The sequence below is a fragment of the Paenibacillus pedocola genome (genome assembly GCF_031599675.1).
Classification (GTDB): Bacteria; Bacillota; Bacilli; order Paenibacillales; family Paenibacillaceae; genus Paenibacillus_AQ; species Paenibacillus_AQ pedocola.
The window spans coordinates 1,269,606-1,282,465 of the sequence record NZ_CP134223.1 but is presented as its reverse complement, the minus strand read 5'-3'; the positions used below and the strand labels follow the sequence as shown (position 1 = coordinate 1,282,465).

Annotated in this window: 14 protein-coding genes; 3 read left to right on the top strand and 11 right to left on the bottom strand. The window is 50.0% G+C overall.

What is annotated here, in order from left to right; translation table 11 throughout:
• Window positions 1-172: 172 nt before the first annotated feature.
• From QU597_RS05525 to QU597_RS05510, 4 genes are all read right to left on the bottom strand, one after another.
• Window positions 173-1,030, bottom strand: a complete 858-nt coding sequence (locus tag QU597_RS05525; protein WP_310831732.1) for a helix-turn-helix domain-containing protein — start codon at window positions 1,028-1,030, stop codon at window positions 173-175.
• Window positions 1,031-1,164: 134 nt separating this feature from the next.
• A complete protein-coding gene (locus QU597_RS05520) occupies window positions 1,165-2,127 on the bottom strand; it encodes a DUF4367 domain-containing protein (RefSeq protein ID WP_310831731.1) in 963 nt (320 codons plus the stop codon).
• Entirely contained in the window at window positions 2,124-2,702 is a 579-nt protein-coding gene (locus tag QU597_RS05515) for a sigma-70 family RNA polymerase sigma factor (RefSeq protein ID WP_310831730.1), read from the bottom strand. Before QU597_RS05515 ends, QU597_RS05520 begins: the two co-directional genes overlap by 4 nt.
• Window positions 2,703-2,984: 282 nt before the next feature.
• Entirely contained in the window at window positions 2,985-4,208 is a 1,224-nt protein-coding gene (locus QU597_RS05510) for an MFS transporter (RefSeq protein ID WP_310831729.1), read from the bottom strand.
• Between the two features lie 234 nt (window positions 4,209-4,442).
• Here QU597_RS05510 and QU597_RS05505 point away from each other — a divergent pair, with 234 nt between their 5' ends.
• Window positions 4,443-5,018, top strand: a complete 576-nt coding sequence (locus QU597_RS05505; protein ID WP_310831728.1) for a TetR/AcrR family transcriptional regulator — start codon at window positions 4,443-4,445, stop codon at window positions 5,016-5,018.
• A gap of 32 nt (window positions 5,019-5,050) precedes the next feature.
• Here QU597_RS05505 and QU597_RS05500 read toward each other — a convergent pair whose 3' ends face one another.
• The 5 genes from QU597_RS05500 to lepB form a co-directional block, all read right to left on the bottom strand.
• Window positions 5,051-5,215 carry an aspartyl-phosphate phosphatase Spo0E family protein gene (locus QU597_RS05500; protein WP_082451569.1) on the bottom strand — a complete coding sequence of 55 codons (165 nt, stop codon included), beginning with the start codon at window positions 5,213-5,215 and terminating at the stop codon, window positions 5,051-5,053.
• Between the two features lie 178 nt (window positions 5,216-5,393).
• The gene (locus QU597_RS05495) at window positions 5,394-6,143 is read right to left on the bottom strand and encodes a DUF3600 domain-containing protein (RefSeq protein ID WP_310831727.1); all 750 of its coding nucleotides are present in this window, start codon (window positions 6,141-6,143) and stop codon (window positions 5,394-5,396) included.
• Window positions 6,133-6,717: a sigma-70 family RNA polymerase sigma factor gene (locus tag QU597_RS05490; protein ID WP_310831726.1), complete on the bottom strand. Its 585-nt coding sequence runs from the start codon at window positions 6,715-6,717 to the stop codon at window positions 6,133-6,135. The genes QU597_RS05495 and QU597_RS05490 overlap by 11 nt, the downstream gene beginning before the upstream one ends.
• A gap of 60 nt (window positions 6,718-6,777) precedes the next feature.
• Complete coding sequence (locus QU597_RS05485; RefSeq protein WP_310831725.1) at window positions 6,778-7,671, bottom strand: EamA family transporter; 894 nt, start codon at window positions 7,669-7,671, stop codon at window positions 6,778-6,780.
• Window positions 7,672-7,854: 183 nt separating this feature from the next.
• The gene (lepB, locus tag QU597_RS05480) at window positions 7,855-8,307 is read right to left on the bottom strand and encodes a signal peptidase I (RefSeq protein ID WP_310831724.1); all 453 of its coding nucleotides are present in this window, start codon (window positions 8,305-8,307) and stop codon (window positions 7,855-7,857) included.
• A 170-nt stretch (window positions 8,308-8,477) separates the two neighbouring features.
• On the opposite strand from lepB, the gene QU597_RS05475 reads away from it, so the two are divergent.
• On the top strand, window positions 8,478-9,596 hold the full coding sequence (locus QU597_RS05475; RefSeq protein WP_310831723.1) for a stalk domain-containing protein: 1,119 nt from the start codon (window positions 8,478-8,480) through the stop codon (window positions 9,594-9,596).
• Complete coding sequence (locus QU597_RS05470; protein WP_310831722.1) at window positions 9,589-10,368, top strand: TatD family hydrolase; 780 nt, start codon at window positions 9,589-9,591, stop codon at window positions 10,366-10,368. The genes QU597_RS05475 and QU597_RS05470 overlap by 8 nt, the downstream gene beginning before the upstream one ends.
• Before the next feature lie 71 nt (window positions 10,369-10,439).
• Here QU597_RS05470 and QU597_RS05465 read toward each other — a convergent pair whose 3' ends face one another.
• Complete coding sequence (locus QU597_RS05465) at window positions 10,440-11,078, bottom strand: hypothetical protein (protein ID WP_310831721.1); 639 nt, start codon at window positions 11,076-11,078, stop codon at window positions 10,440-10,442.
• A 469-nt stretch (window positions 11,079-11,547) separates the two neighbouring features.
• Entirely contained in the window at window positions 11,548-12,819 is a 1,272-nt protein-coding gene (locus QU597_RS05460) for an MFS transporter (RefSeq protein ID WP_310831720.1), read from the bottom strand.
• Between the last annotated feature and the right edge of the window lie 41 nt (window positions 12,820-12,860).

The following is a 12,860-nucleotide window of genomic DNA, read 5'->3' as shown; positions in this document are numbered from 1 at the left end:
AGGCCATATTTGCGCTTGGGTTTCTTTTTTATTTCTATTTCTATTTCTATTTATGGACGACATTTTATGTCTCTGGCCGGACAATTCGAAATTTTCATGCGGCAGGCCCGGTGGGATATCGAATATATGGCGGCATTTCTGTGCGCACCGCTGCAATATATGCTGATGCCTGTTATTCGATCGGAAAGTAAAGATCCATATAAACGGAATCACCGACCTCCAGCTTCTCCTCGAGCCAGAAACGCTCATGGTCACAGGAGGTTTTATAGCCTTTACTGTTCACCCATCCGGCTAGTTTTTTCCAGCCCAGCGGAATACGTTCAAACGGATCAATCATCGGCTCAGTAATCCGCAGCACCGCATATTTGCAGCCTTCCACATGTTTATATCGAAGTTCTGGTTCCAGAGCTTCGGGCTGCTTCTCGACGACCACCCAATATTCATAGCCCCGCAGCCCCTTCTTCTGGTCTTCGTCATCAACGGGCACATCAAAGCCAAACTGTCTTGAACCCGCCTTAATCCCACTGTTATTAGCCCATCCGGTGACAGCCGCTATCACCTCATCTTCAGGATTACTGCTGATCCTGACTCCGCTTACTACATCCATTGCGTCCAGGCTGTTAATAGTTACGTCACTTAAATAGTTCACTATAATTCCTCCCCGTAAATGGTTGATTTGCTCTTGCAGCACCGGCTTAGGCGGCAAAGCGTATCCCGCATTTCTACAGCTGCTCGGCAACTGGCCGAATTCCTGCTGAAAGGCTCTGCTGAACGTCCTCTCCGAGCTGTATCCGTAGTCCAGCGCAATGTCCAGGATCTTCCTGCCATTCATCACCTCCAGCATCGCATAACCCAGACGTCTCCTGCGGACATATTCCATCAAAGTGACTTCAAGATGAATGCCAAACAGCCGGTGAAAATGAAATTTGGAGAACCCTGCTTGCTGCGCGCATTCCTCAATGGAAATCGTTCCTTTTAGATTTTCTTCGATGTAATCAATGGTCTTCTGTAGATATTCTATATATCCCAAACTGTTTCACTTCCTCGTTGCAACGATTAAGATAATTATAATAAGCCCTGTCACTCAGGACAGGACATTTCTTGCTGCTTCTATAAAGGACCCAAAAAAGACCTCCCGCCGGGAGGTCTTCTTCTATTCAACAATCAGCGGATCGACTCCGCGATCTTCAATACCTCGGATGGCTCCAGCCCGTGGGTTGCGATGTTATACAGCACACCGTCTGCTTCCCAATCCAGGCTTCTATTATTCATCATTACGGCGTCAAAGCCGTTCACCTTTACTTTCTCCATTTTGCCGCTGGTCGAAATTTCGTAGGCAGTCTCTTTGTCGGAAATGCAGAGATATATTGTGATGTCTTGTCCCTCATTTTTACTGGTAAAAAACAAAGTAAGGTATTTGCCGTTCACGACACCCTCTTCGGATGTATAGAACCCACCATGGTCAAAAACAAACCCTTCCGGCAAATATTCAGGCAGCTTTACTTTGAATAAAGCATATTTATCCAGCTCGGCCTGGCCTTTCACAGCCAGCATACGCTCTGCGGTTTCCTTATCGCGCTGTTCCTGCTCGCTCTTCGTAATCAGCTTGTCGCCGTCAAAATTAACGATCTGCTCCCCGTCGGCGTTATAGACCTCTCCAAGCTTTTTTGTAAAGGAAGTAATCACATTACCCTCCTTGTCAAACAGCTTACCCTTCCACTCCTCCGGAAAAGGCGGCGCCACATTGGGGTCCATTTCACTGGCAATGATATTCCCGAGATTAATCTTCTGCAGCACTCTGCCAAACAGTTCCTCTGCAAAGGACGGTTTGACAAAGCTAATGCTTAAGCCCCCGGCAATCAAAATCGAAGCCAGGATCATGGCCGGACGTCTGAGGCTGGACTTCATTTTCATATTTGTTACCTCCTGCTTAAAGTTGGCGCTGCTTTGTACTTTGCTAAGCACAGCCGCCCTATGGGAATTGCTGAAGTCCTGCCCGGCTAATGCCTTGCCAAGCTCCAGCAGCTCAAGGGATTCCGCTGATTCGTTCCAGCAGGATGGATGCTCGAGATGGAGACCCTCGTCGAGATCCCTTGCGAATTCCTGTATCTTGTCTTTGGTTTTCACAGCTGGTCCACGCTCCCTATTTCAGACTTTAGCTTTTTCATGCTGCGGTAGAGAATGACCCCAACGTTGCTCTCCGACATTCCGGTGAGGCGGGCGATCTCCTTATTTTTCAGATCCGCTCCGAACTTAAGCGCCACGATATTCCGTTCTTTTGCTGTCAATATGTCCAGTGCGAGATTCAGTCTGCCGCTGCGTTCCCCCTCCAGCAAGTGCTCCTCCGGTGCTTGTCTGCCTGACACCAGCTCGCGGACAGCCTCCAGCGGGAAGAAAAGGTATCTTCTCCGGCTCCTGTAGTAATCGTTCACGACATTTCTCGCGATGGCGAACAGCCACACCTCAAACGGTGCCTTTTCCGGGGAGTAGCTGTGCAGCTTGGATAACATCTTCTCAAAAACCTGACTGGTCAGATCCTCCGCCGTATACCGGCAGCTGACGCGGTAAGCGGTATAATTGAATATTCTGGAATAGTAGGTTTCAAAAATCGTAGTGAACAGCCTGTCTGTATTTGCTTCTGCAGGCCTCTCTTCCTTGATACTCTTGTGCCAAAAAGACTGTAACAATGCGCGCTCTTGCATCTTTCAAGCTCTCCTTTCCTGCAGCTTTCACCGGGCCAAGTGATTTACCCCAGCTAATACGCTGACACTGGAGTTTCATTACAAGCCGGGCGAAATTTAGCCAAAAAGACATCTCCTCTAGTATCGTGGATTATTTCACTGCTGTATGCGGATTATGTTGCACCTGACAGAAGGACTTAGCTATTCTGCTTGCGGACATTTTGAATAAAAAAAACTGCCCTCTAGACTGAAGTTCAGCCCGGAGAGCAGTTCCTTGAATAGCGCATACTTTACGCTGTCGGTCTATGCTTGTTTTTTCTCAGTCAGGTAGTACAGGAAGGCCAGAACCGGCACCGCCAGCCCGATCAATGTCGTCATTCCCCAGCCGCCGTAGGCATACGACCAGCCACCCAGCGAAGAGCCAATGGCTCCGCCCACGAAGAAAATCGCCATGAACAATCCGTTCAACCGTCCTCTTGCTTCATTGCCCAGGGAATAAATTGCCCGCTGGCCCAGCACCAGATTTCCTGAAACGCCCATGTCCAGCAAAATTGCCGCCAGCGTAAGAAGCCCAAGGGTCACCCTGGAATCATTCTGAAACAAATAAGCGATTAAAAAGGCTACGGCTGCAAGCACAAAGGCAAGACCGGTAAGCGGACGGGTCCAGCCCCGGTCAGCCCATCTCCCGGCAATCGGAGAGGCGACGGCACCCGCCACACCAGCCAGTGCAAACAGCGCAATCCCCTGCTGGCTCAAATGATACGTATCTGCCAGCCGCAGAGACACGGTCGTCCAGAACAGGCTAAAGGTTCCGAAGAGACTGGCTTGATAAATCGCCCGGCGGCGCAGTACCGGTGTATTCTTCAGCAGGGTTCCGAGGGAGCGGATCAGACCGCCATAGTTCATTGAAGGAACGGGCTGGCGCTGCGGCAGAACACGGGATAACAGAATAGTCAAAAGGGCGATTACTACCGCCGAAATGGCATAGATCGCATGCCAGCCCCAGAGTCCCGAGACAAAGCTGGCCAAGGGCCGGGCGAACATGATTCCAAGCAGCAGCCCGCTCATCACATTACCCACTACCCGGCCGCGATGCTCTTCCGCAGCTAAGAAGGAGGCGTACGGCACCAGAACCTGGGCGGCTACCGAACCGAGCCCGATAAAGAGCGACGCTCCGAGGAACAGGGCTGCATTCGAAGCCAGTGTGGCTGCGACCAGCGCAACCACTACGACGGATAGCGAGATTACCGTAAGACGGCGGTTCTCAATGATGTCACTGAGCGGAACTACGAATAAGAGGCCTAGCACGTAACCGATTTGAGTCAGAGTCACGATCAGACCTGCTGCGCCGGAAGATAGATGCGTAGCCGCCGCGATCGGACCGATCAGCGTTTGGGCATAATAGAGGTTGGCAACGATAAGTCCGCACGAGGCTGCCAGCAGAAAAGTAATCCAGGCGGGGATCGTTTGGCTCTCCAAACTGTCCTTTGCCTGATGTACCCGGTCCAATTGACTTACCTGATTCATAAGAATTCCACCTTTCATTTTTAAATACTGTACGTATAGTTTATTAATTATGGCTTTATAATATACTGAACGTTCAGTTTTGTAAATAGGCACACGTAAAAAAATATTTGAGACTGCTTATTTCAGACGCTTCCCTATCGCAGACTGGCTATTATCATGATTAATTTTGTATAATGTACGTATAGTTTTGTTTAGTAGCGGATTTGGAGTGAATATTCACCAGGAGGAATAGGGATGGATAAAAAAAGAGGACGGCCGCGTAATAACGAAGCGGAGGCTTCCATTCTGGCGGCATCGTACGAGCTGCTGCTAGAGACCGGTTTTGGTGCGGTAACTGTAGAAAAAATCGCTGAACGGGCCAAAGTGAGCAAGGCCACCATTTATAAATGGTGGCCTAATAAGGCAGCCGTAGTTATGGACGGCTATCTCTCCGCGGCTTCAGCAAGGCTGCCAGTACCCGATACAGGTTCGGTTCAGCAGGATATTGTGATTCATGCGACGAATCTGGCGGTGTTTCTCCGCAGCCGCGAGGGCAAGGTGATTACGGAGCTGATCGGCGAGGGACAATTCGATGCCGGTCTGGCTGAAGCCTACCGGACAAGATTCTTTGCCCCCCGCCGTCAAGAGGCGCGCCAGTTATTGGAGCGGGGCGTTACGCGGGGCGAATTACAAGCGGACCTGGATATTGGAAGCTGCATTGATCTGCTCTACGGCCCTATCTTCTACAGGCTTTTAATTACAGGGGATACCCTCGATGAAGCTTTTGTCAAATATTTGACGACCGCTGCTTTCGAAGGCATAAAACGATAGTTGAGCACCGGCAGTGCCGGATGAGGCAAGTTCTACTTTTCACCGCATTCCAGCCTTGTATATGTATTTATTAATTCATCCAATTTCATGGATTGGCTGATCACACTCGGGTGAAGCAAGCCATATGTTTGTTCCATTTGATTTAATCTGGCCCGTTCCGCTTCTATTTGCTTGCGGAGGAACTCAAAATTATCCATCTTCATTACCTCCCGTACATATTTTAGAGGTATATGTCAAAATATAGGACATTAGACTCAGTGCATCAATGAATAAAAATCCGCTTGTATGCATACTTTACGGAGAACTAGGAACAATTACAGTACTGAATGTAACAAAAAGGCCGCCGGCTAAAAGCCGGCGGCCCTTTTCTGCGATTTATGAGCCCGGTTTGATCATTATACCAAGCTGCTTCAAATAAGGATTGAGTTCTTCATACAGCTGCTTAAGCCGCGCTGACTCTTCTTCCGTTAACCGCTCCGGATGTGTGCTGCCGTCCTGACCGGTTATTTGATTGTTAAAAGCTTTAAGTTCGCTTATCAGCTGCTTGAAGCTGGCCAGCTCTTCACCGCTGAAGGTTTGTTCTCCTTTGAGCAGCTGCTGGTCCCAAAATGTGCTGCTGTCCACCGTATTTACAGATGATTCTGTCTGTTCTAATTTCTGAAAATAAGGCTCAAGCTTTAGGGTCAGCTCCTTATAGCTCTCCTGATCTGTACTGCTTAGCTTCTCCGGATGAAGCACCCCTTCCGCATCGGCAATCTTCAGGTTATAGGCGCCAAGTTGATGCAGCAATGCAGTTAGTGCGGCAAAATCTTCTTCGCTCAAACTGTTTTTTGCCTGCTGCAGTTTGGCCTCAAGATGATCATACCCTTCCCGGGTTCCGCCCATTTGCACCAAATGCTCCTGTGAGCCGTAGACGGAATCCGCCAAATAAGTATATCCGGCATAAGCTCCGGTAGGAATTAATAATGCAGCAGCTACAATGGTGGCCACAAGCCATTTCTTCATACGTCTTCCCCCTTGACTTGGCGTAATCCCGCTAAGGATTCTGCCCTTCAGTTCAGGTGGAGCGTTCCAGCCTTCGGCTTCCTTCTGAAGCGCCTGCCGCAGATCATGCTCAAGACTCATGGATATCCTCCACCTTTCTGATTCGGATGATGTCAGCCTGACGTTTCTGGCGCAGCTTCTGCAGCGCGGCATGGATCCTAGATTTGACGGTTCCCAGCGGAATCTCCAAGATGGCAGCTACCTCCTCCTGGGAATACTCCTGCAGATAATGCAGAATAATGACCTGCTTCAGCTTGAATGGCAGCCGGTTCACGTTCTCCAGAAGTTCACGGTTGGATAAACGGTCTGCTACTTCACCCGCAAAATCATACTCCACCCTCTCTCGGGTATGCTCCGCTTTCTTGATCACCCGGAGATGCTTCCAGCCCTTGCGGCGGTAAGCACGGATCTGCCGCATGACCAGCCCCATCAGCCAGGGTCTGAAATCGCGGGACTGATCATACTGTCCCAGCGAGCGGTGCAGCTCGATATAGATATCCTGCACCACATCCTCTGCATTCAGCGGCTCAGAAACAAGGAAACGCACGGTCCTGTAGACATCGCGAATGGTCGCCTCGTATAACTCACCATAAGCTTCACCGCTGCCGGCTAGCGAGAGCTCAATGAGCTGCGAATATTCATCTTTATGCTTCATCCGCCATTCCCCCTTCAGGCTTACACTATATATTGGCGGGCTGTGCAAATTTCGTTCGTTTTATTTTCCAGCCGCTTTGCGGGAGATCAGGAGGGTCATCAGAACAATCATTCCAGCCCCTATGGCCTGGACAACATTGAATGGTACGGACAGCCAAATAACGGAGAATACAATGGCCGAAACCGGCTCCGTGCAGGAGAGCAGACTGGCTTCGTGGGGAGCGATATGGCGGAGGCTGGCTATGTACAGGTAGAACGGAACAAGCGTCCCGAGCACAATCACAAACAGAATAGCTCCAATAATGGAGGGTGACCAATCTACCGGCGGCACAGACCAGAACGGGTGAATCAGATTCATCCCGGCTCCTCCGGTAAGCATCCCCCAGCCCATTAGCAGAGTAGTGCTGTACTTCTTAAGCAACGGAGCAGAATACAGGGTGTAGAAGGCCAGAGATACACCGGATAAAATTCCCCAGAAGAAGCCTTCTAGGGGCACGGTCAGCTGTGCGGTATTTCCGCCGGTAAGCAGCAGATAGGTACCCGTAAGCGCGAGGAATGCACCAACGATATCCAGCAGCGCGAGCCGTGTTCTTTTCCAGACCATCGTGTAAAGGAGAATGAACAGCGGGGCCAGGTACTGGAGCAGCGTTGCGATTGCGGCATTGCCGTTTTCAATAGAAGCAAAGTAAGTGAACTGGACGCCCAGCATGCCGAACAATCCGAACAGCAGCATTTGTACGGTGAATTTTGGCTCCAGCCACACCCGCCAGATGAACGAACCTTCCTGGCGCAGGCAGAGCAGCAGGAACAGCACGCCTGAAATTAACAATCTTACCGTCACAAGCCAAGCGGCCGGAAGCATCGCCTGCTGGAACAGCTGCTGTGCTACAGTCCCGGAGACTCCCCATAACAAAGCTCCCCCGGAGGCCATAATAATTCCTTTGGAACGCTGCATATTCACTCTCCTTCGCTGTCCCTATGTTATTAAGCTCCACTAATAGAATGTTCATAATCATTCCCGTTCAATAAACGAAAATAACGTAAAACCTCCTGCGAGGACATCGCGCAAGCGTCCTAATCTGCGGGTCATTGTTATTTTGTACCGACTGATACAACCTTCCGCGGTATTGCAATCAAGCTATTCTACTAGCTTCCCAATAATTTGTTCTTTGCTAATTGCACCAAACATCCTGCTATCCAAACTATTGCCATAGTTATCACCAATAACAAAATATTCATTTGCTCCAGTGCTATAATCACCTACGTTAGGATTATCTGTTAAGCGATATGGCAGCTCAAGCTGAATACCGTCAATTAATATCTTGTCTTTCATTACTTTAATTTCTTCATTTGGCAATCCTATGATTCTTTTAACATAGCATTTATCTTTCTGGTCTTTGTAAAAGTAAACAATATCATTACGTTCAATTGCATTCCGGTTATAATAATCAGCATCTACTTTAAGTATTTGACCGTCTTTACATGTCGGTTCCATGGATGGGCCTATGATTTCTACTTCTTCATATTTTGGCTTTTCATTACATGCGCTTAGAATCACAATAACAAATAAGAAAAATATGTATTTCTTCATTAATGAAGTCTCCTTTATCTTCTTGTATATGATCCCCTAACCTTCCGCAGCACGCCAATCCTGAACCGTAACAAGCTTGTCTCCTCTTTGTTAACGGAAAGTGACCTGGGAGTGGACGATTTACTCTATAATAAAAGAAACTGGATTGATTATGTATTGGAGGAACTTTTATGAAACGATGGATCGCTGCCTCTGCTGCTGCAATCATTCTTGCCGCTTGCACTGCAGTAACTACTATAGATAAGACTTTTGCTGCTGCATCGCTTACATTGACTGTCGACGGCGAAGCCGCCCTTTCCCCTCTTCATCCATTCCAAGAACACGGCCTTGTTTATGTGCCTGTCAGAGTACTAACTGAATTCTATCCTGCCAGACTACAGTGGGACAATAAGCTGAAGCTGTTAACTATAATTGATGACAGCACCAGTACAATAATCAAACCCGGCAGCGAGCTTATCCTTTATTATGGCAATGCATCCGCACTGGAAGGCAAGGCTATTCTGCGAAAAGGGCGTATGTATATTCCAGCCTCCTCGCTGAATCTGCTGTCCGGCGCAGACTTCCGGCTGGATCAGGAAAAAAATACAGTGTCTATCATTTCGGGCAGTGTGAGCACAACCGTACGTATCCCTACAGAAGCTCTTGCTGCGGCGGAGGATCATCCAAAGGTCAAAATCTACGCTGCACTCAAAGACCAGACCACGTATAAAGGTTATATTCTGGAAGTGAACGGCAAGAAACACAAGTTTAGTTGGGAAACGCCAAGGGATCTAAGCCACCCTCCGGAGCTCTATTATGCGGATGTGAACAAGGATGGACAGCCAGAAGCTGTTGTGATCCTGACGCTTGGCACCGGTACAGGAATTGTCGAGCAGGAGATTCACATCGTCAATCCGGAAACGTGGAAGGAGCTCACCGTTCCCGAGGCCTGGAAAGCGGCAAGCCAGCTTGTGTCCTCCAGTATCACTTCAGATCATAACGATATGGTAATCTCACTAAAACTTAAAGGGACTTCCCCTGCGGAGGTTACTCTGCGGCTTCCGGACCGGGCCGAAGATGGAAATATCAGCGACACGGCAGGCATCGGCACGGTGACTTACTATAGTGTAGAGTCAGGCCGGCTGGTAGCCGAGTTAAATGTGACTACCGGATTTCTGGAAAGCATCGGGAGCCTGAAACTGGTCTACAAATCAGCCGGTTCAGGAATGGCCATGGTGCCCGAATCGGTAACCTTCATTCCATTTAAAGAATATCCTGCAACCATTAAGGAGTCTGGCGCCAATGATTGATGCCCATATTCATCTGGAACAATATGATCCGTTACTGCTGGAGAACATGTTGCCGGAGCTTCCAGTGCAGGGCGTGGAGTCGGTGATCGCCGTCTCGATGAACCTGGATTCCTGCATACGCACTCAGAAGCTTGCCCGGCAGCATCCCAAGCTTGTGAAGCCGGCCTATGGCTTCCATCCCGAACAGCCGCTGCCTACAGCGTCCGGGCTGGCGGCGCTGCTGGACTTCATCGAACGCCATGCCGGAGATATGGCTGCTGTAGGCGAAATCGGCCTGCCGTATTATTCGCGGGCTGAAGCGCTGGAGCGCGGGGAGGCTTTTGAGCTGGAGCCTTATATCCGGCTGCTCGATACCTTGCTGGGCCTAGCGGCCCGCCTCAGCAAGCCGGTTGTGCTGCATGCTGTCTATGAAGATGCGTTGACCGCCTGCGATCTGCTGGACAAGCATGGCATTAAGGATGCCCATTTCCATTGGTTCAAGGGGCCGGAAGCAGCCGTCAGCCGAATGATTGAGCGCGGCTATCATATCTCCTTCACCCCGGATATCGTCTATGAGCCGGAAATCCAAGCCTTGGCCCGGCGTTATCCCCCGAAGCTGGTTATGGCGGAAACCGACGGCCCCTGGCCGTTTGAGGGTCCCTTTGCCGGACAGCCTACGCATCCGGCCATGATCCGTGATGTTGCTGCAGCCTGGGGAGCGCTGCACGGTTACTCCGCCGCCCAGGCGGAAGCGATGCTGACCGCGAATACGGCGCGTTTTTACCGGTTTTAGCGGGCGTGGCCGACAGCTATTTAGGCAATGGCATAATACTCCCTCTAGGGGGTAAGGCCTACCCAAAAAGCTCAAAATATCTCATCATATTGTTTGGACTCTACGATGCGTTCATGTCTGATAAATGACATTTCCTCCATCCCAAGAGCCTGCTTGAATGCCTCGGACAGCTCCATGCCTTCATTTATATCATGATTAATGAAATCGATATTCAGGATTTCACGGAGTTTCTTAATTTGTTCACCAGATGCACCCAGCAGCTGAAACTCCTCTGGCCGGCTATCATTAAAGAGCTCCTCAAGCTTCTCTTCGAACAGCGCGCCTGCCTCAAGCTCCTCCCGGATCTTTTGCAGAGTACCGCCGAATAGGAGCTCTCTAAAGCTTTTTTCCGGATACCTCTCCATTGCGGTCTTGCTGATGATCTCCTCTTCATATTCATAGGCAATATGCAGCTTGGCTGTCTCTGTTTCTCTGTAAATCAGTCGATAGCCCCACTCGTGATCCTCAAAATTATAGAAATACAGCACAGGTGCTTCCTGCGACAGCTGTTGAATATGCTCTGGCACCGGCTGCTGATTATAAACATCGCTGGTAAGGTACGCTATGAATTGCTCATTTAGCCGCATAATCACAGAGCCTTCCACCGCATGTTTTCTGACGATGTCCCTGTCCTCCGCCCGCAAAATATGACCCGAAGTAAATTCACTCATTTGCTGTAGCCCTCCTTAATAATGTGCAATCAATCCCTTCCGGACTGATATTATTACTACTAATTAGTTTTCAGTTGTCTAGCGGTCTGCAAAAACACATTTCGCTACTATACATTCGTGAATCCGGGCGGTTCTCCTCCAAAAAAAGTAAACAAACCCTTGGCGGTCTTGATACAAGTGTAGTTCGTGCAAGTATACCAGCTATTTTTGCGGCTATTAGGAGTTTAGGTGTATTCTGTACAATTAAAAAACCTCCTTCTCCGTTGAAACGACGGAAAGTGGAGGTTTTAGTTGTACGAAGTGCAGTAAGTAATTGCACAAGGTTAACAGGTCATTTTAATTGTATAGAGTGCAATTAGAGCAATTATCGGTGGTGGATAAAATCTGCATTTACGTCAAACCGTTGCTCACTTTATCAATGCTTGCTGCATCGGCCTTGCCGAATCAGCACTTCCCGCATCAGACTGTTTTAGCTGGCTTGCTCCACCGTACTTGCTTCAACACGTTTGTTTTCCTGCCAAAGCACACGGCCGAAGATCAGACCGATCAGCCCCAGAATAGCCTGAAGGAGGCCAAAAATCAGGAAAATGCGTGCAGGGCCGGCATACTCCACCAGCAGACCGCCCATTAGCGGCGCGATAATCAGCACGGCGCTGAGCACGGTGTTCTGGATACCGAAGATGCGGCCGGTCATGTGCGGCGGGGTTTCTTTTTGCAGCATATAGTTGAAGGCAACAGCAAAGATCCCATTCCCCATCCCCAGTACGAACCCGAGCACAAGCACCCAGACCACCGAGGCGCCCGGCGGCAGTAAACCCAGTCCCGCAACTGGCACTCCGATCAGTACATACCCCATACCCAGCCTCCAAGTATAGCTTATGGCCTGACTCAGCTTGCCCAAAACAACGATGATCAGCACGGCGCCTACGCCGGATGCGGCAACCATCCAGCCCAGCACCGATTCCCCTGTTGGAGAGAAGACGCGGAACAGGCTGGTGAACTGGTAATCTATTACCTGGATAACAAGTGCCCCCGCCAGTCCAAACAGCATCATATTCAGCAGGATACGGCTGCCCAGCATAAAGCTCCAGCCTTCTTTCCACATTGTGCGAAGCGGAACACGCTCTTCTGAGGCATCAGCCTCATCCCCCTCTTCCGTACGGATGTTGCGCACGGAAAGCAGCAGCAGGTAAGAGCCGCCCCGCATGATCGCATTCAGTAAAATACACCACTGCGGTGTAAGCAGCGTGAGCGCCAATCCGCCCAGCAGCGGGCCGGCGATTTTGGAGCCTTGATTCACGAGGCCGTTAAGCGAGGAGGCCTGAAGCAGCTGATCCTCCCTGACAATGCTCCGGGTCAAGGACTGCTGGGCAGGCACATTGAGCGTGGAAATGGCTGAACGCAGCGCCAGCATCGGCAGCAGCCAAAGCATATTCGGAGCAAATAACAGCAGCACCGTCAGGAAAGCCGTTAGCAGATCACATACTCGCATCAGCTTCAGCTTGTTCAAGCGGTCGGCAGCTACACCGGCAACAGAACCGAGAAGAATTGTCGGGAGTGCCATCGCTACCGGAATCAGAGCCAGCATCAGCGGACTTGCCTGCCAGCGGTAGCCGACGAGCACCTGAATGGCCAGTGAATCGAACCAGTCGCCAAAGCTCGCCGTGGCATAAGCGCTGTATACGCGCATGTATACTTTGTTGTGCAGCAGGCTATTCCCCTGCTTTGTTAAAGCTTCCATCTGACATTCCTCCAGGTTACCTATAGACTCTACGAATCAAA